This window comes from Streptomyces sp. NPDC001222 (genome assembly GCF_042896945.1).
GTDB classification, from domain to species: domain Bacteria; phylum Actinomycetota; class Actinomycetes; order Streptomycetales; family Streptomycetaceae; genus Streptomyces; species Streptomyces gibsoniae.
In genome coordinates this window covers 189,210-211,290 of sequence record NZ_JBIAXT010000011.1, presented here as the reverse complement: position 1 = coordinate 211,290, position 22,081 = coordinate 189,210, and the positions used below count along the sequence as shown (strand labels likewise).

Annotated in this window: 16 protein-coding genes and 4 pseudogenes; 10 read left to right on the top strand and 10 right to left on the bottom strand. The window is 68.4% G+C overall.

What is annotated here, in order from left to right; translation table 11 throughout:
- Positions 1-138: 138 nt before the first annotated feature.
- Positions 139-660, top strand: a pseudogene (locus tag ACFY2Z_RS17865) (leucine zipper domain-containing protein); the annotation flags it as partial.
- Positions 661-727: 67 nt separating this feature from the next.
- On the opposite strand, the gene ACFY2Z_RS17860 reads toward ACFY2Z_RS17865, so the two are convergent.
- Positions 728-1,543 carry an SAM-dependent methyltransferase gene (locus tag ACFY2Z_RS17860; protein WP_390745086.1) on the bottom strand — a complete coding sequence of 272 codons (816 nt, stop codon included), beginning with the start codon at positions 1,541-1,543 and terminating at the stop codon, positions 728-730.
- Positions 1,544-2,307: 764 nt separating this feature from the next.
- Complete coding sequence (locus tag ACFY2Z_RS17855) at positions 2,308-2,931, bottom strand: TetR/AcrR family transcriptional regulator (RefSeq protein ID WP_390745085.1); 624 nt, start codon at positions 2,929-2,931, stop codon at positions 2,308-2,310.
- 94 nt (positions 2,932-3,025) lie between these two features.
- Between ACFY2Z_RS17855 and ACFY2Z_RS17850 the strand changes: the two genes are divergently transcribed.
- From ACFY2Z_RS17850 to bla, 3 genes and pseudogenes are all read left to right on the top strand, one after another.
- The gene (locus ACFY2Z_RS17850; RefSeq protein ID WP_390745084.1) at positions 3,026-4,270 is read left to right on the top strand and encodes an NADH:flavin oxidoreductase/NADH oxidase family protein; all 1,245 of its coding nucleotides are present in this window, start codon (positions 3,026-3,028) and stop codon (positions 4,268-4,270) included.
- A 230-nt stretch (positions 4,271-4,500) separates the two neighbouring features.
- Positions 4,501-4,778: pseudogene (locus ACFY2Z_RS17845) on the top strand (NAD-dependent DNA ligase LigA); the annotation flags it as partial.
- A gap of 193 nt (positions 4,779-4,971) precedes the next feature.
- The gene (bla, locus tag ACFY2Z_RS17840; RefSeq protein WP_390745083.1) at positions 4,972-5,880 is read left to right on the top strand and encodes a class A beta-lactamase; all 909 of its coding nucleotides are present in this window, start codon (positions 4,972-4,974) and stop codon (positions 5,878-5,880) included.
- 139 nt (positions 5,881-6,019) lie between these two features.
- On the opposite strand, the gene ACFY2Z_RS17835 is transcribed toward bla, so the two are convergent.
- Positions 6,020-6,649, bottom strand: coding sequence for a CGNR zinc finger domain-containing protein (locus ACFY2Z_RS17835; RefSeq protein ID WP_390745082.1), 630 nt, complete (start codon positions 6,647-6,649; stop codon positions 6,020-6,022).
- Between the two features lie 139 nt (positions 6,650-6,788).
- Between ACFY2Z_RS17835 and ACFY2Z_RS17830 the strand changes: the two genes are divergently transcribed.
- The 3 genes from ACFY2Z_RS17830 (at position 6,789) to gap (ending at position 9,707) form a co-directional block, all read left to right on the top strand.
- The gene (locus tag ACFY2Z_RS17830; RefSeq protein WP_390745081.1) at positions 6,789-7,337 is read left to right on the top strand and encodes a carboxymuconolactone decarboxylase family protein; all 549 of its coding nucleotides are present in this window, start codon (positions 6,789-6,791) and stop codon (positions 7,335-7,337) included.
- Positions 7,338-7,648: 311 nt separating this feature from the next.
- Complete coding sequence (locus ACFY2Z_RS17825; RefSeq protein WP_390745080.1) at positions 7,649-8,605, top strand: GlxA family transcriptional regulator; 957 nt, start codon at positions 7,649-7,651, stop codon at positions 8,603-8,605.
- A gap of 103 nt (positions 8,606-8,708) precedes the next feature.
- A complete protein-coding gene (gene gap / locus ACFY2Z_RS17820) occupies positions 8,709-9,707 on the top strand; it encodes a type I glyceraldehyde-3-phosphate dehydrogenase (RefSeq protein ID WP_390745079.1) in 999 nt (332 codons plus the stop codon).
- A 445-nt stretch (positions 9,708-10,152) separates the two neighbouring features.
- Here gap and ACFY2Z_RS17815 read toward each other — a convergent pair whose 3' ends face one another.
- Positions 10,153-12,987, bottom strand: a complete 2,835-nt coding sequence (locus tag ACFY2Z_RS17815) for a lectin (RefSeq protein ID WP_390745078.1) — start codon at positions 12,985-12,987, stop codon at positions 10,153-10,155.
- Between the two features lie 429 nt (positions 12,988-13,416).
- Between ACFY2Z_RS17815 and ACFY2Z_RS17810 the strand changes: the two genes are divergently transcribed.
- Positions 13,417-13,752: a hypothetical protein gene (locus ACFY2Z_RS17810; RefSeq protein ID WP_390745077.1), complete on the top strand. Its 336-nt coding sequence runs from the start codon at positions 13,417-13,419 to the stop codon at positions 13,750-13,752.
- Positions 13,753-13,919: 167 nt separating this feature from the next.
- On the opposite strand, the pseudogene ACFY2Z_RS17805 reads toward ACFY2Z_RS17810, so the two are convergent.
- Together ACFY2Z_RS17805 and ACFY2Z_RS17800 are read right to left on the bottom strand one after the other, a co-directional pair.
- A pseudogene (locus tag ACFY2Z_RS17805) lies at positions 13,920-14,048 on the bottom strand (transcriptional regulator); the annotation flags it as partial.
- A 610-nt stretch (positions 14,049-14,658) separates the two neighbouring features.
- The gene (locus tag ACFY2Z_RS17800) at positions 14,659-15,876 is read right to left on the bottom strand and encodes an ABC transporter permease (RefSeq protein ID WP_390745076.1); all 1,218 of its coding nucleotides are present in this window, start codon (positions 15,874-15,876) and stop codon (positions 14,659-14,661) included.
- A gap of 108 nt (positions 15,877-15,984) precedes the next feature.
- Here ACFY2Z_RS17800 and ACFY2Z_RS17795 point away from each other — a divergent pair, with 108 nt between their 5' ends.
- A complete protein-coding gene (locus ACFY2Z_RS17795; RefSeq protein WP_390745075.1) occupies positions 15,985-16,587 on the top strand; it encodes a TetR/AcrR family transcriptional regulator in 603 nt (200 codons plus the stop codon).
- On the opposite strand, the gene ACFY2Z_RS17790 is transcribed toward ACFY2Z_RS17795, so the two are convergent.
- Genes ACFY2Z_RS17790 through ACFY2Z_RS17780 form a run of 3 tightly spaced genes read right to left on the bottom strand, consistent with a single transcriptional unit; the run spans position 16,486 to position 19,925 of the window.
- A complete protein-coding gene (locus ACFY2Z_RS17790; protein ID WP_390745074.1) occupies positions 16,486-17,670 on the bottom strand; it encodes a YbhN family protein in 1,185 nt (394 codons plus the stop codon). The two genes, ACFY2Z_RS17795 and ACFY2Z_RS17790, sit on opposite strands and share 102 nt — an antisense overlap.
- Positions 17,670-19,001, bottom strand: coding sequence for a phosphatase PAP2 family protein (locus tag ACFY2Z_RS17785; protein ID WP_390745073.1), 1,332 nt, complete (start codon positions 18,999-19,001; stop codon positions 17,670-17,672). The genes ACFY2Z_RS17790 and ACFY2Z_RS17785 overlap by 1 nt, the downstream gene beginning before the upstream one ends.
- 9 nt (positions 19,002-19,010) lie before the next feature.
- Positions 19,011-19,925 (bottom strand): patatin-like phospholipase family protein, encoded by a 915-nt coding sequence (locus ACFY2Z_RS17780; protein ID WP_390745072.1) that lies wholly within the window; start codon positions 19,923-19,925, stop codon positions 19,011-19,013.
- A 1,147-nt stretch (positions 19,926-21,072) separates the two neighbouring features.
- Here ACFY2Z_RS17780 and ACFY2Z_RS17775 point away from each other — a divergent pair.
- Positions 21,073-21,423, top strand: a pseudogene (locus tag ACFY2Z_RS17775) (hypothetical protein); the annotation flags it as partial.
- 98 nt (positions 21,424-21,521) lie between these two features.
- Here ACFY2Z_RS17775 and ACFY2Z_RS17770 read toward each other — a convergent pair.
- Positions 21,522-21,959: an acyl-CoA thioesterase gene (locus ACFY2Z_RS17770; protein ID WP_390745071.1), complete on the bottom strand. Its 438-nt coding sequence runs from the start codon at positions 21,957-21,959 to the stop codon at positions 21,522-21,524.
- Positions 21,960-22,081 lie beyond the last annotated feature (122 nt).

The following is a 22,081-nucleotide window of genomic DNA, read 5'->3' as shown; positions in this document are numbered from 1 at the left end:
CCGGTCAGGATGCCGTGTGATCCGTGCCGCTCAGCCACGACTGGTCGCCGGTCCACACGGTCCGGGAGTCGAGCGCTGCGAAGAACGCCGCCGTTCGGTGTGGATCGCGATATCCACCCCCGACCGCAGGTGGCCCTCGTGTCCCCCCGCAATGCCCCACTGACCCCGACCGGCAGACCGCGTCTGGCCCACTGTGCCGTGGACGACGGCTGGCCCCTGCGGCGAGCCGCGGAACGCTTCCAGGTCAGCCACACCACCGCCGCCCGCTGGGCGAGCCGCTGACGGCAGCTGGCGGCCGAGGGTATGCACCACTGCTCCAGCCGCCCCCATCACCAGGCGCGCCGCGCCCTGGGCGCCTCCGAGGAGCAGGTCGTGCAACCGCGACGCGAGCACCGCTCAGGCTCGCGGCCCGTCCCGGCATCGCCGCATCCACCGCCCACCGCATTGCGCACCCTTGCGGTCTGCCCGCTCTCGCCTCGCTGGACCGGGCCACCGAAGAAACCCGTCTGCCGCTACGAGCGCGCCAGGCCCGGCGAGTTGGTCCACATCGACGTCAAGAAGCTCGGCCGCATCCCCGGCAGCGGCGGCCACGAGGTCCTCGGCCGCGCGGCCGGCGGTCCGAACAAGGACTGCCGCAACGGCGTCGGACAGGCCTACCTGCAACACCGCTCCGGACCAGCGGCCACACCTCAGCCAGCCGCGTCCCCAAACTCACAGGTCAATACACCTAGGCCTTCCGGGCCAGACCGGCGGCGATGAGATGCTCCCACACGGTGAGCTCCCGTTCGCCGCTGCTGTCGACCGTGTCAGGACGCCACCGGGACGCGGGGACGATCCCAGGGTCGAGGATCTCCATGCCATCCAGCAGGGATTCGATCTCCTCGTCGGTGCGCCACCGGCCGCGGCCGAAAGTCTGCTGGAGGACTCCCTCGGCCTCCGCTGTCTCCGGGTTGTTGCCGGAACGGAAGTGGCTGACGAAGAAGTAGCTCCCGGCGGGCACGTGGTCGCGCCAGAAGCGGACGATTCCAGCCGGGTCTTCCTCATCGTTGACGTGGTGAAGGATGGCGCTGAACATGACGGCGACGGGGCGATCGAAATCGATCAGTTCCAGGGTGTCCGGGTGGGTACGAACGCTTTCGGGGTTGCGCACATCGGCCGGAACGACTCTGGTCCGGTCGTTCTCCTCCAACAGTGCACGACCGTGGACCAGGACTTGGGGATCGATGTCGACGTACACGACCCGCGACTCCGGAGCGTGCCGTTGCGCGACCTGGTGGACATTGTCGGCGGTCGGAAGACCACTACCCAGGTCGATGAACTGCCTTACGTCGGTGGTCGTCGCGATTTCCCGAACAGCCCGGGTCAGGACTGCACGGTTGGCGAAGGCGATCGCTACCGAACCCGGTAGGTCACGTCTGAATACGTCGCCGATCTCCCGGTCCACGGCGTAGTTGTCCTTGCCGCCGAGGAGGTAGTCGTAGACGCGGGCGATGCTGGGCTTGGTGGGGTCGATGGAGAAGCCTTCATCCGTCATGGCGACCATCTTCCCCGGCAACATCGCCTGCTGACCATCACTTGGGGATCCTTAGAACCGTCACCTACGTGGTCCACAAAGCGCGGCCCCGCCGTCACCTGCCCCGAGTGCTCTTGAGGCGTCCACGCGCAGGTCTTGCGACAGCGTGCGGTTCTTCTGCCACGCGCCCCGGAGTGGCCGCCATCGTGCAAGGCGCCAGTCGAGTCGAGAGCCCACCTGCTCGTCTGTGGCGTCAATCCCGAGTGGAATGATCTCGTGCTGTGGCTGGTGTGGCCACGGCGGCGGGCGGTGCCGATTCCGCGCGACGCCGCCCGGTCCGACGTCGACCAGCCCCTCTCCCCCTCCCCCCTCTCCCCCACTCCCTCCAGGGCCTGCCCGGACCTCTGCGGCCTGCACAGGACAAGGCAGGACAACCGGGCGCAGGCAGAAGCCCACCAATATCTTCCGGGGACGCTCACACCCCAGCCGTGGTGGTGCGCGCCGGCATCGTCAGGCTCTCACCGACCGCCCGCTACAAGGCGGCCGCGTCACTCCGTCTCGCCGCCTCGCACGCCGCCACGCTCCTGCGGAGCCTGCCCGTGGCGACGAACCGTGAGTTCCGACCAGGGGCTTCGCCGACGGCGAGGGCCGCAACTGCCGGGGAAGAGCCGTCCCCGGCCGGGCGACGAGCGTATCGCCGCTGTGCCGTACGTTCTCGCGGACACAGACTCCCCTTCGCATGGATGCTCGCCGCATCCCCCAGCACTCACTGTCGTACGACGAGAACACAGCCCCTACGCCGTCCCCCGCTCGGACGGTCCGGCCGCCGTCTGTGAGATCGCCGAGGAAGCGGTGAACAGCGCCTGGACGGCGGCGCGGACCTGGTCGGCGACGACCTCGGGGGTGGAGGCGTCGAGCTTGCCGTCCAGGTGCAGGAATGCCAGGCCGTGGACGAGGGCCCACACGGTGGTCGACAGTGCGTCCGTATCGGCGCCGGGAAAGGCCGCGCGGACGATTCCGCGGACGTATTCCGTGATGGCGACGGTCGCGGCCACCCGTTCCTCACTGGTCGGATCGCAGGGCTCCGCGAACATCACCCGGAACAACGCCGGGTGCTCGAGCGCGAAGCGCACGTAGGCGACGGCGACCGCGGCGAGTTCATCGGGAGTCACGGGCGAGGGATGAGCAGCGGCCAGGTGCTCGGCGAGTTCACGGTAGCCCTGTGCGGCGACCGAGGAGACGAGGGCGTCGCGGTCCGCGTAGTGGCGATAGGGGGCCGTGGGCGACACGCCGGCCCGCCGGGCGACGGCCCGCAGCGACAGCGCGGCGCTGCCGTTCTCCTCGAGCAGTTCCCGTGCCGCGCGCAGGCACGCGGCACGCAGATCGCCATGGTGATACGGGCCACTCGCTTGCGACACAGGTCACACCCCACATGTTTGCAGCGTTAACATCGCCGGTCTAATGTAAACAGCGCATACATCGTAAGCGATCGAGATGAAAGAGGGGACCCGGATGACCAGCGAGCTGTTCTCGCCACTGTCCCTACGCTCCGGACAGGTGCTGGGCAACCGCATCGCCAAGGCGGCCATGGAGGAGAACATGGCCGGCGACGGCCAGCTGCCCGACGGTCAGCTGCTGGCTCTGTACCAGCGATGGGCCGGTGGCGGCACCGGACTGCTGATCACCGGCAACGTCATGGTCCACGCCGAGGCGCTGACCGGCCCCGGCGGCGTCGTGCTCGACGAAACCGCACCGCTCCAGCCGTTCACCGAGTGGGCCAAGGCCGGCAAGGCCGGGGGCGGGGCGATATGGATGCAGATCAACCACCCCGGCCGCCAGGTCCAGGCGGACATGCCCGGCGTCGTGTGGGGGCCGTCCGCGGTCGGCGTCGATCTGGGAAAGCACAGCGGCCGCTTCGGCCGTCCCACCGCGATGACCCCCGAACAGATCAACGCCACCGTGACCCGGTACGCCGTCACGGCCCACCGCGCCGAGGAGGCGGGGTTCGACGGTGTGGAGGTCCACGCCGCCCACGGCTACCTGTTGTCGCAGTTCCTCTCTCCTCTGGTCAACAAGCGCACCGACCAGTGGGGCGGACCGCTGGAGAACCGGGCCCGGATGCTGCTGGATGTCGTCCGCGCCGTCCGCGCCGCCGTCTCACCGTCCTTCGCGGTCGCGGTGAAGCTCAACTCCGCCGACTTCCAGCGCGGCGGATTCGATGCCGACGACGCACGGCAGGTGATCGCGATGCTCGAGCCGCTCGGCGTCGACCTGGTCGAACTCTCCGGCGGCAGCTACGAGAGCCCGGCGATGACCGGCCGCCCCGCCGACGCGCGTACCCAAGCTCGCGAGGCCTACTTCCTGGACCTGGCGAAGGACCTGGTCAAGACCAGCCCGCTGCCACTGATGCTCACCGGTGGCATCACCCGACGCGACACCGCCGAAAAGGTCCTCGACAGCGGCGTGGCGCTCATCGGCATGGGTACGGCCCTCGCCGTCACCCCGGACCTGCCCGACCGCTGGCGCCACGGCCGCGAGGCCGACCGGCAGCTGCGGCCGGTGACCTGGTCCGACAAGGCCCTCGCCTCGGCCGCCGGCATGGCGCAGGTCCGCCACCAGATGCGCCGCATCGCCCGCGGAAGCAACCCCGCGCCCGGCACCCACCCGGCGTACGCCCTGATCTCCGAGCGGCGCCAGCAGCGACGGGCACTGCGCCGCTACCGCGCCTGGCTGCCCGCGCCGCGGCACACCCCGTAAGCGCGCCGCGTCCGTCGCCCCAGTGGCCGGTCCGGAGCACCCGGGACGCCGCCCGACAGATACTCGGCACCGGAAGAAAGTCCTCGCTGTACCGTGCGACGCCGAAGTCCGGTGCCGCCGGGTCTGCTGGGGTCGCCCTCCAGCCAGATGCGCGTAAGCCGAGGGGACGGACTGTTGTCCAGCTCCGGTACCTCTCAAGACGCCGCCGGTCCACTCCGAATGCAGATGCTGTGATCGTGGATGCCGTCACCCACGCGCAGGCGGTCGAGGACGCTGTGAGGGCCGCGGCCGCCACTACGCGGGCGGCACGTCGCGGATGGATGCCGACACCCACGACCTGCTGGTTCATGGGATCGCGGCGTGGGAGGTCGAGAACCCCGATCAGGCGCTGCCCGGCTCGCCGACAGGGAAGGTCGCGGGCGGTACGGTCGAGGGCGACGTCCCCCACACTGTGGCGATGCCGGGTCCGGACAACGTGCTCTCCCCCCAGGAGTTCACCACTTTCACTCCGTGACGTCCCGGCGGCTGTCGCGTTGGCAGCGCATCGGGCACACGATGGACCTGCTGCTCCGGTGGTGGGGCTGCGGTATGGGAACCGAGTCGTCTGAGGCTGCGTCCTGATGGCGGACAAGGACGGATCAGATGCCCTGAAGTGGACGACTGCCAGGACCGGTGACGGCACAAGTGGAGGAAGACCTTTGATGGTTGTACGCCCGAGCCGGCGTGGGGTACTTGCCGGGGTCGCCGCGACGGCTCTCACCGTCGTTCTCCCCGCCGGGGGAAGGGCCTTCGCCCAAGGCGCAGGGCGCGAGGAGAGCATCGGACAGTTGCGCGATCTCGAGCGCACGCATTCCGCACGGCTGGGGGTCTTCGCCCAGGATCTGGCCACTGGCAGGACGCTGCGGTACCGGGCGCGGGAGTTGTTCCCGATGTGCTCTACGTTCAAGACGATCGCCGTGGCAGCAGTGCTGAGGGACCTCGACCGTGACGGCACGTTCCTTGCCAAGCTGATCCGTTACACGAACAAGGACGTCACCGAGTCCGGCTACGCACCGATCACGGGGCTGCCGGACAACCTCGCAGGCGGCATGACCGTCGACGACCTTTGCGCGGCCGCCATCGACTACAGCGACAACGCGGCGGCGAACCTACTGCTGCGTGAGCTCGGCGGCCCGCGCGCGGTCACCCGCTTCTGCCGTTCGATCGGCGACACCGTGACCCGACTGGACCGGTGGGAGCCCGATCTGAACTCGGCAGAGCCAGGAAGGACAACCGACACCTCGAGCCCGCTCGCCCTCGGCCGGACCTACAGCCGGCTCACCCTCGGCAACGCCCTTGAAGAGGTGGACCGGGACCGATTGACCCGGTGGCTGCTGGGCAACACGACCAGCGGAAATCGGTTCCGCGCCGGGCTGCCCCAAAACTGGACGGTCGCCGACAAGACCGGCACCGGCGACTACGGCACAACCAACGACGTAAGCATCGCATGGCCGCCCGGCCAGGGCCCGGTCGTGCTGGCGGTCCTGTCCACGAAGCACGACTCCGCAGCACCGGCAGACGAGTCCCTCGTCGCCGACACCGCCGCACTTGCGGCGGCAGCGCTCACCTGACTCCCGATGGCACAGGACCGCGATCGGGTCGCACCGGAGCCAGCGCACCCCTCGGCCGCCTCCCCGCACCAGGCACCACCGAAGCCGACCAACAGAACGAGGCCGAGGTCATCTTCCGCCGACTGGTGGGGTACCAGCTCTACGGGGCTGGGTGGTGGCGCCGGTAGTGGCGGGCGACGCGCACACGGTTGCCGCACGTCGGAGAGCACCATTCCCGGCGCGCGTGGTTCTTGACGAAGAAGAGCGCACAGTTCGGTGCCAGGCAGGGACGCAGGCGATCGCGGTCGGGTCCGGTGAAGAGTTCGACAGCCTGATGCGCGATGAGCTGGACGGCAAGGTCAGCGGCCGCCCCGGGGCCCCGATAGGCACGTGACGGTTGCCCGTGGGCGGGCCAGACCAGCTCGGGCCATGCCTGAGCGAGAGCGTTCAGTGCGCTGATCGCCTGCGGCCGTTGCAGTTCCAGTTCCGGCGCCGTGGCCGGAGGGCGCGGATCCTTGGTCGCCTCCGCCGCAAGTCGTCGCAGCGAGTCACGCAGTGCACGCAGCGCCCCGGCGACCGGGCGCACCGCGTCCTCGTCGAGTTGGTCGGCGCTGATCCCGGTCTCGGTTCCGACTCGGCCGGCGACCGCGCACAGCCAGGCTGCGGCGTCGGCGTCACTGTCGAGGGCGTCGTGGGTGCGGCCACGGTCGACGGTGATGGTGTTCATCAGTTCGACGGGCAGCGGTTCCCCCATCAGCGGCGCGCTCGTGGTCACTCCCTCGGTCGTCATGCTCCCACGATACCGCTGAGCTAATGGGTGGCGAGTAATCCATCCATTTGACAGACGGGGAACACGGAGCGATGCTTCTAACGCTAAAACAAGCAGCCAACCATTAGTGGCTGGCGTGAGTGATCAAATGGAGTGCGCTATGCCGACCTTGCCCCAGATCAACCCCGTAGAGGCCAGCGGAGAGGCCGCTACGCTGCTCGCCGAGCTCAAGAAGAGCGTCGGCTCCGTTCCGAACATGGCGAAGGCGATGGCGAACAGCCCCGCGCTGCTCAAAGGCTGGATGAGCCTGTCCGGCGCACTCGCCGACGGAGTGCTGTCCCCCGCCGTTCGCGAACGCCTCGCACTGGCCACCGCCGAGTACAACGGCTGCGCCTACTGCCTGTCCGCCCACACCTTCCTGGGCAAGAACGTCACCAAGCTCGACAGCGACGAGATCGAGCGCGCCCGCCACGCCCAGTCCGCCGACCCGCACACAACCGCCCTGCTCGCCCTCTCCGACGCCATCGCCCGTGGGCGCGGCACGGTGGACGAGACCGCACTCAAGACCGCCCGGGCGGCCGGTGTCACCGACGCCGAAATCGCCGAGGTCGTCGGCAATCTCGCCCTGAACATCCTGACCAACTACTTCAACATCGTTGCCGACACCGACAACGAATTCCCTCTCGTCACGCCGCACCAGCACGCCTGACGCCCCAGCCGTGCGGGTCGCCCCCTGTCCTGCCGACGGCGACCCGCACGCCCACCTCGAGAGACCGATCTCGGGCGGCTCCCGCGCCTTCACCGGGTTCCAGGCGATCGCTGCCGCATGAGTCACCAGTCCGCAGAGCGCGAAGGGCAGAGGTCTCCCTTGATCGCGGACCCGCTCTGAGATCGGCTGGAGGTGGGGCGAGGACCGGGCCCGGCGGCGGACTGCAACGTGGAAGACGGTCCGGTCGGTGCCGTCCGCCCGGTCCACGCGGTAGGCGTATCGAAGTCACGCCCCCACGTACCCTCTTTCCCGTGCCCGTCTCTCGCCTGCATCGCGTTGCCGTCCTTGTGCTCGAGGGTGCGAAGCCGCTCGATGTCGGAATTCCCGCGCAGGTTTTCACGACTCGCACGAGCATGCCTTACGAGGTGCGGGTGTGCGGGGCGGCACCCGGTCTCGTGACCGGCGGCGACGGCCTGTCGTACTACGTCGCCCACGGCCTCGACGCGCTTGCGTGGGCCGACATCGTCTTCGTCCCTGGCTACCGGTTCCCGGATCGTGACGACCCGCCGCAAGCCGTCGTTGACGCCCTGATGGGCGCCCATGATCGGGGCGCGCGGCTCGCCGCCATCTCGACGGGCGCCTTCGCGCTCGCCGCCACAGGCCTGCTCGACGGCAAGCGCGCCACGACGCACTGGCATTACACGCGGGCGCTCGCGGCGAAGCATCCGCTCGTCCAGGTCGACGAGAACGTTCTGTTCGTCGACGAGGGCAGCGTACTGACGTCGGCCGGCGCAGCATCGGGCATCGACCTGTGTCTGCACATCCTGCGCGGCGACCTCGGAGTGGCCGCTTCGAACCACGCGGCCCGGCGCCTGGTCGCGGCTCCCTACCGCAGCGGCGGTCAGGCGCAGTACGTGCCGCGCAGCGTGCCCGAGCCACTCGGTGAGCGGTTCGCCGCCACCCGCGAGTGGGCGCTGCACCGGCTGGGCGAGTCCCTCACCCTCGAGGTGCTCGCCCGGCATGCTGCGGTGTCGCCGCGCACCTTCTCGCGGCGCTTCGTCGAAGACACGGGATACACGCCGATGCAGTGGGTCATGCGCGCCCGCATCGACCTGGCCCGTGAGCTGCTCGAGCGTTCGGAGCGGCATGTGGAGCAGATCGCCGCCGACGTCGGTCTGGGCACCGGTGCCAATCTGCGGTTGCACTTCCATCGCATCCTCGGTACGACGCCCAGCGAGTACCGACGCACCTTCGCCCAGGGCGAGTAGCCGACCGCCACCTGGCGCGATCCTTTTGAACCGTGGCGATCACGCCGCTGTCGCGGGCGGATGCAGCGCGCGAAATTGATGGTGAACCGAAGGGACACCATTCATGACGCGCATCGCCATCAACGGATTCGGCCGCATCGGACGCAATGTGCTGCGTGCACTGCTGGAACGCGACAGCGGCCTGGAGATCATCGCGGTCAACGACCTCACGGCGCCCGCCACCCTTGCGCGGCTGCTCGCCTACGACACGACGGCCGGCCGGCTCGGTCGCCCGGTGACCGTCGACGGGAACGCCCTTGTCGTCGGCGGCCGTCGCATCACGGTGCTCGCCGAGCGTGAACCGGCGCGGCTGCCGTGGGCCGAACTCGGCGTGGACATCGTGCTCGAGGCGACCGGCCGCTTCACGTCGGCCGAGGCCGCCCGCGCCCACCTCGCCGTCGGCGCGAAGAAGGTACTGGTCAGTGCACCGTCGGATGGTGCCGATGTCACGCTCGCGTTCGGGGTCAACACGGACGCCTACGACCCGGACGTGCACACGATCATCTCGAACGCCTCATGCACGACCAACGCGCTTGCGCCGCTGGCCGCGGTGCTCGACGACCTCGCCGGCATCGAGCACGGCTTCATGACAACGGTGCACGCCTACACGCAGGAGCAGAACCTGCAGGACGGTCCGCACCGCGACGCCCGCCGCGCCCGTGCCGCCGCCGTCAACATCGTGCCGACCACGACGGGCGCGGCCAAGGCGATCGGCCTCGTGCTGCCGAACCTCGACGGCAAGTTGTCGGGCGACTCGATCCGCGTGCCGGTTCCGGTGGGCTCGATCGTCGAACTCAACACGACTGTCACCCGCGACGTGACGCGCGACGATGTGCTTGCGGCGTACCGCGCCGCGGCGGCGGGGCCGCTCGCCGGCATCCTCGAGTACTCGGACGACCCGCTCGTGTCGTCCGACATCACGGGCAATCCGGCCTCGTCGATCTTCGACTCGGCCCTCACCCGCGTCGACGGCCGTCACGTCAAGGTGGTCGCGTGGTACGACAACGAGTGGGGCTTTTCGAACCGCGTGATCGACACGCTCGAGCTCCTCGCCACCCGCTGACCGGCGCCGGGGCCATATCCCGCCTCCGGCGACCGCACCGTCTGATAGCTCTTGTGGGCGCTCCCGTTGGCCAGTTGGGTCGGCTGGAGCGCTCGGTCACGCCTACGACCGAGCGCTTCGGTCGGCCGCTCTGATGCTCGGCGTCGAACTGCTCGGTGAGCTTGTCTCCGTGGTGAGGAAGTGCGCTCGTGAGGAGGCGAGGGAAGGGGCCTGGCGAACAGCCTCGGGCGGTCGGGAAGGGCGGTACCGTGATCGAGAAGGTGGTCCCGTAGTCCGCACGGTAGGACGAGCCCCTCCCCCGGCCGGCTCGGGGGCGGCCCCTCTCGCCGCCCCGGTACTGGAGGGCTCAGGGTGACGCCGGCGATCCGGACGAGCCCAGGCCTGTGCCCCGCGAGCGGGCGGGGCACAAGCCCATGGTGACGCTCTGCGATGCCGAGGTGTCAGGTCAGGCGGGCGGCAGGGACCACTTCTGCGCCGACGTGCCGTTGCAAATGAAGATCTGCAGTCGGGTGCCTTCCGTCGTCGACGAGTTGGGATCGTCCAGGCAGAGACCGGAGTTGGTGTTCTTCAGGCTGCCGTCCGTGCCTGCCTGCCACTTCTGGGCGCCCGTGCCGTTGCAGGTGTAGAGCTGCACCAGGGTGCCGTTGGAGGTTCCGCTGTTCGACACGTCGAGGCACTTGCCGAGGGTCCGCAGGCTGCCGTCGGAGGCGATCGACCAGTCCTGAGCATAGGTGCCGTTGCAGCTCCACAGCCGGATCGCTGTGTGATCGGCGGTGCCGGAGTTGTCGTCGTCGATGCACAGAGCGGAGTTCACGCCTGCCTTGACGGGTCCTACGCGTGGCTTCGACGGTGTGCCGGCATCACCGGGATAGGAGGGCGGGGCGGCAGCGGCGGTCGCCGCCCAGTTCCTGTTCGGGCTGGTGCCGAGCGTGTAGGTGAGCGTGCCTCCGGAGGTGATGGCGGCCGTCGGCGCGTAGGCGTTGTTCCATGCGGAGTCGTTGAACGTCGCGGACTGCACGTAGGGCGCGTCGTCCGCCGCGCCGTTGCCGTTGATCGTGAGGGTCTTCCCGGTGGGCAGCGTGATCACGGCTTGGGGGAACAGGGGTGAGCCGAGGGCGAGGTCGGACGTTCCGGGGGTCATCGGGTACATGCCGAGCGCCGACCACACATACCAGGAGCTCATTGCGCCGAGGTCGTCGTTGCCGTCTGCGAGGCCGGCGGGGCTGTTCGACCAGATCTGGTCCTGGATCGAGCGCACGGTCCCCTGGGTCTTGTAGGGCTCGCCGATGTAGTCGTACTCCCACGGCAGTTCGATGCTGGGCTCGTTGCCGACCCACGCGTAACCGTTGGCGCCTGTGTAGCTGCGCAGCACGGTGTCGAGGTAGTCGTTCATCGCCTTGTCGCCGCCCCTGGCAGTGGCGAGTCCGGCGACGTCGAAGGGCACCATGCCCGAGTAGATCCACGAGTCGGCCTCCACCATGTCCGTGCCACTGGTGGGATCGAATCCGCCGGTCCAGGAGCCGTCGGCGTTGCGGGGCTGGACGAAGCCGGAGGCCGGGTTCACCACGTTGCGCCAGTCCTGCGCACGATGGGCGTACGTCTGCTGGCTCCGGCTGTCGCCCAGGGCTCCGGCGAAGGCGGAGAGGGCGAAGTCCGCGGTGTTGTACTCCAGTGTGGTGGCCGCCGGACCGTAGAAGTTGCAGCAGCCGTAGCTGCCGTCGTGGGGCTCGTAGCCGGGGCTGTTCAGGTAGTTGAGGCCCGGCCGGTCGTTGTTGGCGGTGCTCGCCTGTTTCAGCAGGCCCGACAGCGCCTTGGGCGTGTCGAAGTCGCGGGCGCCGAAGGCGTAGTAGTCGGCGATGATCGCGGCCGCCGGGTCACCGACCATGACGTAGGACTCTCCGTTGTTCTCCGACCACTTGGGGAAGATCCCGGTCTGGGCGTAGTCGTCGGTCATCGACTGGGCCGTGTCGGAGGCGACTTGCGGACTTATCAGGGCCTCCAGCTGCGCCTGGGATCGGTAGATGTCCCAGCCCGAGTAGTTGGCGTAGGCGGCGGTGTGCCCGGTGTCGACGGTGTGCGTCTTGCCGTCGAACCCGAAGTACTGCCCGTTTGTGTCGCTGATGACGTTCGGGTGCAGCAGCGAGTGGTAGAGCGCCGTGTAGAAGATCTTCTGCTGGTCCGAAGTGCCACCGGCGATCTGAATCCTGTCGAGCGCCGTGTCCCAGGCCTGGTGCGCGGCGGTCCGGATGCCGTCGAAGTTCCATCCGGGGTTCTCCGCGCCGCGGTTGGCGGTCGCGTTCGCCACGGAGACGTACGAGATGCCGACCTTGGCCTGAACGACCGGGTTCGCCGTCGTGTCGAACGTGACGTGCGCATTCGATGCGGCGCTCGCCGCGGTCGAGACGTCCGGTGTCACCGGGCGATCGACGGGCTTCGGCATGGCGCCGTGCAGTTGCGGTCTGTTCGGCTGCTCGGGAGCGTTCTTGTCGGCGCGTCCGGCGGACGGTGCCGGCCGGTTCGCCTGGTGGGCGAGCGAGCTGCCGCTGGAGGTGAAGGGCCGGTCGAAGAGCATGTCGAAGAATACGGTGTAGGTGTTTCCGGCGCCGCAGAACCGTCCGCTGGTGACCTGGCCGCTGACTTCGGTGGCGGAGACGACGTTGAACTGCGTCGCGGAGGCGCCGTTCTGGCTTCCGGTCAGCTTGAAGACAAGGTTGGCCTGGGGGGAGGCGGGGAAGGTGAAACGCGCCATGCCGCTGCGCGTAGTGGTGGTGAGTTCGGTGGTCACCTTGTTGTCGAGGGCGACCTTGTACGATCCGGGTGACGCGGACTCGTTGGCATGCGAGAAGGAGTCCGTGGCGCCGTTGTCGACAGCCCCCACCGTGGGCAGCATCGGCACGTCACCGGCGGCCCCGCAACCCGGTCCCGCGATGTGGGTGAGGCTGAACCCCGAGATCGAGGAGTCCTTGTACTCGTAGCCGCCGCCGGGCGGCCTGGACGAGGTGTCGGGACCCCACTGCACCATGCCGAAGGGGACGTCCGCGCCGGGGAAGTCGTTGGCGTCATTGGTCGTGCCGATGAAGGGGTTGACCAGATCCGCCGGGGACGACACGAGGTGCGTCGGCCGTTCCGACGTCCAGGGTGTCGCCCAGGCGAGGGGAGCGGGTAAGGCGTACGAGCCCAGGAGAGCGGCACCGGCGCCGACCCCCAGGACGGCGCGGATCCGGAGGCCGCGCGGAGGGCGTCTGCGACGCCGGTGGCCGACGAACGGAATCGGGTACATCGATGTACCTCCTGCGTGGGGGGTGGCGAACGCCGGAGTGCCCAGCCGGACACGGGAAACGACTCGGCCGATGATTCGATGCGGCGTGACAACGTTGTCCCAGGCTGCCGAAGCCCTTCAGGATTCGTCGCCTACTGCTCTTGGGCAACGGTGTCTCGGCTCTCGAAATCTTCGACCTGCCGCCCACCGTGGGGACTTCGAACACTCAGATGCGGAGCACTGCCGCAACGTAATAAGGAGTCGTGCACACGTCAATGCCGAGGGAGGGGTCGCACACTGTCCGAGGCGCCGGGTGAGCCAATCAGGCCACCATAGGCCAAGCCCTGACGGTATATCAGGCGTGCTGGCCGAATTCCGCCCACACCACCTTCAAATCACCCCACCACCTACGCGAAATCATGACAAGCGGCTACGATCCTTGCGAACACGATGGTTCGCGGCGCCCGGCACACCGGCGGCTACCTGCGCGACCTGGTCGCGCACCGTACGCGCACGGTCGACGCGCCGGGCGACCCGACGGTGGGTACGGAGGCAGGCGCGTTCCTGGGCACGAGCCGCGTCTACGTCCTCGCGACGGACGACCATGAGTACGTACGCGACATGCGGACGGGCCACACGCGATCGCTCCTGCCCGACGACACCGGCATGCGGTTCCCCGTCTATGACAGGCACGCGCGCGTGGCGGCGTTCCAGTCCTTCAAGAAGGACTGGGTTCCAGGGGACACGAACGGCGTGGGGGACGTCTTCCTCGTGCGGCTGCGGTGATGGCGTCATCGACTTCCCACGGCTTCGGCCGCGCCACCCCGTACGCCTGATCATCAGTCCCGGAGCGATCCAACCACCTTGAAGATCATTTCATTAGGGGTTCCAAGGCAACGGTGACATCCTCGGAGCCCGCCGTGTGAAGTCGGGGTGGTGACCTCGTAGCGTTGTCAGGGCTTGGCGAAAACCGCGCTTCTGAGCAGGGCTTCGCCGACGAGAGATGCCAGGCCGGGGGCGTCGGGATCGGTGCCGGCCAGGGCGCGCAGACGGGCGGCGCAGCTGCGGATGGGGGTGTCCCGGTCGGTGTAGGGGTCGCACGCTGCGGGGTGAGGAAGAGGAAGTGAGGTTGCGCTGCTCGGGCCCGTCCTCGATGTCGGCGTACAGGTGGAGTGCGCCGGGGAGGCTCAGCCCCGAGTCGGCGTCGGTTCGTCCCACGGTGATCGTGGGATGACGTTGCTTAAAACCCTAGTTGCGTACTCCATCTGGCGGTATTGCGGTTACGGATAGCGCAGCGGGGCGTTGAACGTGCATGAGCGGAAGTCACCGACGGAAACGGTCAGGGTCGCGAGCGTTCGAGCAGGTGCAAGCACAGTTGGCTCGCGCGGCTGCTGCGATGGGTGCAGGGAAGAAGTCGCTGCGGCAGCGAGTGGAAGAAACGGTTCGCCCGGCGGAGGCGGAGGCGGAGGCGGAGGCGGACAATGGCCGTCGTAAGGCGGCGCCGCCCGGAATGAGCTGAGGTCATTCGCCAGGGGAGGGCGCATACGGCCACGCTGGTCCGCGACACGGCGGTCGATAGACAGGTCGCACGCGCACAGATCTTCGGCGCACTGCTCCCCCACTGGCCCAGTCGTTGGCGGACGACCCGTTGTCGCGCGCCCGGGCTAGCGCCACCTTCTCCCCAGGGCTGGATCACGTGCCCGCAGCGTGTCGGGCGTGCGAGTGTGCGTGCATCCCGATTCGTGCAGACGAGGACGAGTGTGAGGACTCGTCGGGGGACGGCGGCACATGGGGCGTCGCGACGTCGTTCGCCGGACCCTCCGCACCCACCGTCGCGCTCTCGTTGGCGACGGGGCCCTTCGCAACGGGGGACGCACGGTGACCGAACAGGACGGCTGCCAGGCCCAGCACGCTCCACAGGGTAAGGACAGCGACGTGGCCCGCGCTGTCATTGCCGTTGAAGTAGGCCGTACCGCGCACGAGGCTCGCGCCGGCGCCCGGCGGCAGCCACTGGCCGATGTCATCAACCGCCTTGGGCAGTAGCTCTGGTGCGGATGTGCTGCCGGAAAACGGATTGCCGACAAAGACCATGAGCGCCGCGCTCAGCCCGAGCCCCGCCGAGCCCACAAGAGCGACCACCCCGGCAGTGGTGGCGCTGATAGCGAGAATGGTGAGTGCCAAGGAAGCCCAGGTTGCCAGATGATCGTGCGGCATCGCACCGAGAAAGCCCTGGGCAACCACGTAGACCCCGAGGGCTGCCGCTCCGCTCACCACGATCAAGGCCATGAGACGCGACCAAGGTCGCAGCCTCAGTGACATCGCAATGACCAAGGCAATCATGATGCTGCAGATCGTCAGCGGCAGAACCGCCGAGCTGAAGACCACGCCCCGGGGGTCATCTGCCGAGGTCTGAACGACATCCACAACCCTCGCTCGGATCTGCGCCGGCTTCTTGGTGACGGCCTTACCTCGCTTGGACCGAGCGGACCGGGCAGATGAGGCAGTGCGGTCCGCGGCCGCCTTGGACACATGGGCGGCCAGTTGCTGGCCCGTATTGCCCAGCAACTGCGCGACGGTCGGACTCGCGGCAGTGGACTCCAGCACGGTGACACTGCCGGGGGTGACGACGAAGGCACCGTAAACGTCCCGCTCCCTGATAGCGGACCGCGCCGACGCCTCGTCGGGGTAAAAATGGAAGTCAAAGCCGCCCGGCTTGCTGTGAGCCAGGCCCTCGACCGCGCCCTGGCTCGCCGTACTCGTGCCCACGATCCCCACTGGCAGGTTACGCGGCGCTATGCGCGCCGCAGGCCACGCATAGGCCATCACTGCCAGTGAGATCACCAGCGGCAATGCCACTGCCATGATGGCCACACGACGCCATGTCTGGTTTCCCGCCAACGGGGTCTTCACGGTCTTGCCTCCCTAAGACGAATGATCGTTCTCCAGGGATCCAGTCTGCTAGGCTCGCCGCCAGATGGTCAAGACGAACATTCGTTTTTCTTTGGAGAGGATGCCCCCATGCCGAAGGTGTCCCAGGAGTACATGGACGCTCGCCGTACCCAGATTCTGGACGCAGCCCGACGATGCTTCCTGCGCGACGGATTTCACTCAACGTCGATGCAGGATCTGTTCGCAGAGTCCGGGCTCTCGGCGGGCGCGGTCTACCGGCACTTCGCGAGCAAAGACGAGATGATCCTGGCTATTGCCGAAGAGAACATGCGTGAGGTCCTGACGCTCGTCCACACCGTCGCCACAACTCGGCCCAGGGGCTCCGTAGGGGCGGTCATCGCCGATGTCCTCGACCTCGTTTCAGCTCGATCCGCGGAACACGACATCGCAAGGCTGGCAGTGCTGGCCTGGTCCGAGGCCCTGCGAAACCCCACGTTGGCCGGACAGTTCAGCACCCTGCTGAACCAGATGCGCTCCGACCTCGCAGAGGTCGTGCGAGAGCACCAGGAAAGTGGCGCTCTGCCGAGGGGGGTGACTGCCGAGTCGATCGCCGGCGCGCTGGTCTGCTTGCTACCCGGCTACATCCTCCAGGTGGCCATGCTCGACCCCACGCTCGTGGATGGGGTCGGCGACGCGGTTCGGGCTCTGTGGCCGGATCCGGCCACGCCCTGACCGGCTCCGTCGTTGGACGAGCAGGACCGACCACCCGGCGACACCGATCAGTCCTGGGTTGAGGGTCCGGTAGAGAAGATCAGCGGCCGTGGCGGCCGCCATCGGCATTCCGCCGTGATGCAGAGTCAGGACCAGAGCCGCGTCGAGAGGGCCAAGTCCCGCGGGCAACAGAGGCAGAGCCGACACGGCCGTCATCGCAGCGACGTAGGCGAGCAGCACCTTGTCCGAGGCCGGGGCCGAGCCCACCGCATGGCACACAGCGAGCACACACACGAGATCGCCGACCCAGTTGATCAGGGCAGCGCCAAGCCCCAGGACCCAGAAGCGAGCCGGAGGCCGCACGGCAGCCAGCTCCCCCAGCAGGCCATCGACCGACGTCTGCCCGTCCTTGCCCCTCCGCAGTCTCCGCCACACACGAAGCAGGGCGCTCACCGGCCGGCGCAGCGCACTGGTGCGCTGGACGAGCGCGAGCGCGGCGACGGTGACGGCACAAGCCGCTGAAACCTCAATGGCTGCCCCTGCAAGCTGGGCACTGTCCCCAGCCAGAGTCCTGCCAAATCCAGCAAGCATGACGAGTGTGACCGCGCCCAGAACACCGGTGACAGCATGGGTGAAGCCGATCAACGGCAGACTGGCACCCCAGGTACGCATACGCCGTGTCCGGTAGGTGATCGATACCAGGCTGCCGCCGGGCAGAGTCGCGCTGAGAGCGTTCCCCGCAAACACGGCGGAAACCACAGCGCTCAGTCTCACTCGCAGCCCGCCTGTACTCAGCGCCAGGCGCTGCAGCCGGGCGAAGGCCGCCATCGACACCGTCTCCGCGGCGACAGCCAGCAGAAACCAGGCGGGTTGAGCGTGGGACAGCTGGTCTGCCGCACGATGCGCGTAGGGCGCCACCAACACCAGCTCGACGCACAGCAACATCACGACGGCGCCCATGGTGACCGCCGCGCGTGGTCGAGAGCGTGACGGGGATGTGCACCCGTCGTCCTCGTCCACCTGTTCCACCCGGGCCTCCGCCCTCGAATCCGCAACCTGGTCGTGTTCGCGGTCGCCCGGCTCGGTCTGGTGCGAGCTGCTCATCACTGCACCGGCCACTGGGGCAGCACGCGCACCTGCGCCTGCAGATGCACGTGGCACCGCGTGTGCGGTGTGCGGGCCAGGCCCCATACGCTCGCACGAAATGGCACGTCAACGCGCACGGCTGCAACGTGGCCTCCGCCGTCTGCGATCGACGGCAGAGGACCGACAACATTCAACCGGCCAAGAGGGACGGCGTCAGTGACGCCGTTGAGCGTGAGCATGGCGGTGACCTCTTCCCAGGCGGTGCCCTGGTCGCCGTCGTAGTTCCGGACCAGCCGCAGCTCCCCGCTGGTCCCTGCCAGTTGGTGCCTCAGGGCTGCCCGAGGCCGCCATGCCCGTCTGCCATGGCCGGATGTGTCGCGGTCGGCTATGCGGAAGCGTGCCCACCCGCCGATCAGCTCCTCAGTGTCCGCGCTGACCAAAAAGGCGTCTTCGAGGTGCAGCGGCAGATACGAGCCGGCTCGCCCTCGATGCCGGCTGTGCAGCCAACTACTGGAGGCACTGGGGTCGTTGACGAGGCTGACAGCGGTCGACGGCCCCCATCGCATGGCTGCGGCACGTCTGCCGACGATACGAATGCGGCGCTGCAGTGCGCCGAAGAAGACGATGAGTGCGGCGCCCGCAATGGCGTCCACCAGATAGTGGTTGCTCGTTGCGACGACGTCCAGGGTTGTGAGAACGGGATAGGCGAGGCCGAGGATTCTGAGGGTCCTTCGCCGTGCGTGCCGGTAGAGGAGCCAGCCAGACCACAACGCCCATCCGACATGCAGTGATGGCATGGCCGCGTGTTCGTTGACGAGTCCGCCGAGCCCGTCCGGAGCGCTGGTCTCTCCGTTCCACCAGCCCCACTGCTGGACGTCGGCCACGCTGCCGTGGATTCCCGCACGGGGAAGCAGCCGGGGCGGCGTGGCGGGCAAGAGCCAGAACCCTATGAGGGCGCTCATGGTCGCCATGGCGAGCCAGGAGCGGGCACCGCGATAGCGCTCCGGGTGCATCCGGTAGAGCCAGATCAGCACGGCGGGCGTCACGACGAAGTGCAGGGTCGCGTAGAAGTACGCGGCAAGAACAGCCAGGACCGGAAGCTTGTGGAGTACCTGGTTGAGGGGCTGCTCCGGAGCGAAGTGGACGGCGTGCTCCCAGCGGAGGATGCTCTGGCCGTTGTGGTCCGCAACGGCAGTCCATCCTCCTTGCAGACCTCGGGTGGTGTCGTAGACGGCGTACAGCAATCCCACCAGCAGCCACTCCGCCCACCATCGAGGACGTGTACCGCCGTCCGGCGTAGGCGCGAGGCCCTGAATCCGGCGGCGCATGGAAGAGGCACGGTCGGCCATCGGCCGTCCTCATTCCCTCGTTGCGGTCTGCCCGGCCAGCCAGGCCGCGGTGAGCCTATGCCCGGCCCGGACCAGCCGCTGGGTGTCACGGAAGTCGATGAGGCTGGCCACGGGAGTGGTGACGGTGGGCAGTCGATGGACCGATCCGCGGACCGCCGCGACGTCCCGCCTTTCCCGTTCGTCCAAGATCTGGACAAGGGCCCGGGAGGCAGCGACCAGGGCCGCGTGAGCCGGGCGCCCCGCCTGTTTCGTGACCGCGGCGGGAAGCACGTACATAGTGGTTGCGCCGAGCCCCTCTGCCTGTAGGACAGGCAGGTCCGCCGCCACTCCCCCATCGATGAGCAGGTGCTTTCCTATGCGCACGGGGGCATACAGGCCCGGGAAGGCTGCCGAGGCGAGCAGGGCCGGGACGGCCTCCCCGCTGGAGAGGACGACCGCCGCACCAGTCTCGAAGTCGGTCGCCACGGCGTGCATCGAGACAGCAGCCTCCTCGAGTCGACCGACAGCGACAGCCGACCGCAGCACTTGCCGCAACGCTTCGCTTGAGACCGCCGCCTCGCTCCGGCCCAGCGCGGCTCTGGCCAGGGTCCGCAGTGAAAGCGGTGCCACGTGCCGACGCTTCAGACGCATCCAGAGCGCCTCCAACCGATCGATACCGCCGATGGTTGGGTCGGCAGCGAAGGCCGCGCCGTTCAACGCCCCAGCCGAGGAACCCACCACAAGGTCCGGTCTGATCCCTGCCTGGGTCAGCGCCCGCAGCATGCCGACCTGTGGCGCACAAAGGCTGCCGCCACCTTGCAGCACGAACGCAACGGTGCCGGTCGGTGCGGACCCGGCAGCCGCAGGCACCGTTGGCGTCCCGATGGCACTCTGCGGCCCCTGAGGCGGGGACACCGCCAGTCCCCCGACCTGCGCCGTGCTCATGCCACCACCCTCCTCCCGGAATGATCGTTCTTTTTTCATCCCCCATCCTGCAGGCCTCGGCGAGAATAGGCCAAGACGAACATTCGTTTTTCTTGTATTTCAACGCCACGGTAACTCAAAGTCACGGAGGGCATCTCGTGCAGGGTGACACCGACCGGGGGCCGAGCCCACCGGCGTCACGTGCGCCCACCAGGAGGCAGGGAGCCCCCTGCCGACACCCCCGTGCCCTCCGCCGTAGACGCCCTGCCCGCCGTTCCGCTCGGCCGCATCCACCGACTCGCCCCGCCCTGGCCGAAGCCAGTGCCCGGCACCACCGACGCCCTGAACATGCCTGGCCTGCTCGCCTTGCGGCCGAACGCGGCCACGGTAGGACGCCGCCCGAGCAGCCATGCGCATCGCGATCGTCAGGACGGCTCTCTGACCGACGCGGGTCGACCGGGCACCCCGACGCCGACGGCACGGCAGCGCTCTCGCTTGCAAAAAATAATCGTTCGTTTTACTTTCGGAAGGCGGGCGTCAGGGGACAGCCGCCCGCGGCCCGCCCAACCGAGAGCAACGGGGCGGGCGGCCCCGTCCCTGCGAGAGGCTGTAGCGGACATCGCAGGGCGGGGCGCTCAAAGCTGGTGGGCTCCCCGCAACGGTGGGGACACGGGGGCCACTCGGCGGGGGGTGTGCCAGCGTCGACACAGTCCGGTCATGCAGGCCTGGAGGCACCGCGGGAGGGGGTCACGTCCACTGGAGCCGTAGCACTGCAGCCCCAACTGGCATGTGCGGCCCCGGCCTTGAGAGTGGCAACCGCAGGATCGGACCCAGCTGAGTGCTCTGCCGGATGAGACAGGGGAATTGATGCGGCTGGTCGTCACGCTGGAAGGGCCGACACACCTCTGCTGGTCCGCATCCGCGACGCTTGCCCGTTTCTCCGCGTCCAGGTGCTTCCGCGCCCGGCCCACCAGCTGGCGGGCATCGGCGTTGGTCTGGCCGATGATCTCCACGATCCGCTCGTACGGCTAGTCGAATGCTTCCCGGAGCAGGTATGCCGCCCGGCCCGTGGGGATGAGATCTCCAACATCAGCACCACGACATCCAGTGCCTCCGGGGTTCGCGGCCCCCGGCGCCGGACGCCGGGCGCCGCTGATGGGACGTCACCGTGGACGGCGGCATACATGTCGGCGTGTCATCGGTGACGACAGAGCGCCCTTCGGCAGTCCGACAGTCTCGCCGTCGGCGGTCCAGGACAGGATCGCCCCCTCATGAACTCCATGAACTGCGTGGCACGGGCGATGGTGTCGCCCGCCTCCCGGCGCTGGGGCAGGGCACAGTTGACCAGCCTCCTGGACCGACCCTCGCCGACGCTCCGCGCTTTGCACCCGGCGCTCCCCGCACGGCGGCGTTCCCGCGATGTATACCGCCGCCCGGCACGACTCCACTCCGCTCCGCTCCGAAGTATGCGTATCCGGATCTGGATCCGGTCCTCAACGAAACCTACGGTGTCGTGATCGGGCACGAGCAGATCATCGCGATCCTCTCGAAGATGACTGGCTGCGACCGCGCCGCCAGAGCCCGGGCCTTAACTCGCGCCCCAGGCGTTACGCACGGTCACAGGCCGGGGTCGAGGTCGGTGACCTTGGCCTTGGCGCGGGCGAGTTGTTCCTCGGGCAGAGGGCACGAACGCCGGGTGGTGGTGTCGAGATGGACGCCGGTCAGTACGGTGACGGCGGCCACTTCTCCCGTTGCTGCGTTCTCCATCCGATGGCAGAAACGGATCACCTTGCTCCGCACCTCGAGGAGTGCGGAACGGATCACCAGTACGTCCCCCGGCAGAACCTCCCGGCGGTAGGAGATCCGCTGGTCGACGGCCACCATGCCATGCCCCGTGTCGCGCAGGTAGTCGGGCGTGATGCCGATGCCGGAGAAGAGATGCCAGGTCGCCTCGTCGAACTTGCCGACGTACCACATCACGTTCATGTGGCCCATGTGGTCGCAGTGCCATGGATAGACGGTGCCTCGGTACGTCTCTTCCATCTGGGTCTCCACCGCTTCCCTCCTCCGCTCAGTTTCCGGCGTTACGTTAATCGTCGTTAACCGTCCTGGCCATGTGACTCGAGACTCGTGAACCAGCGAGTAACATGTCGGCCTACCAGCCGGAAGGAGCGGAG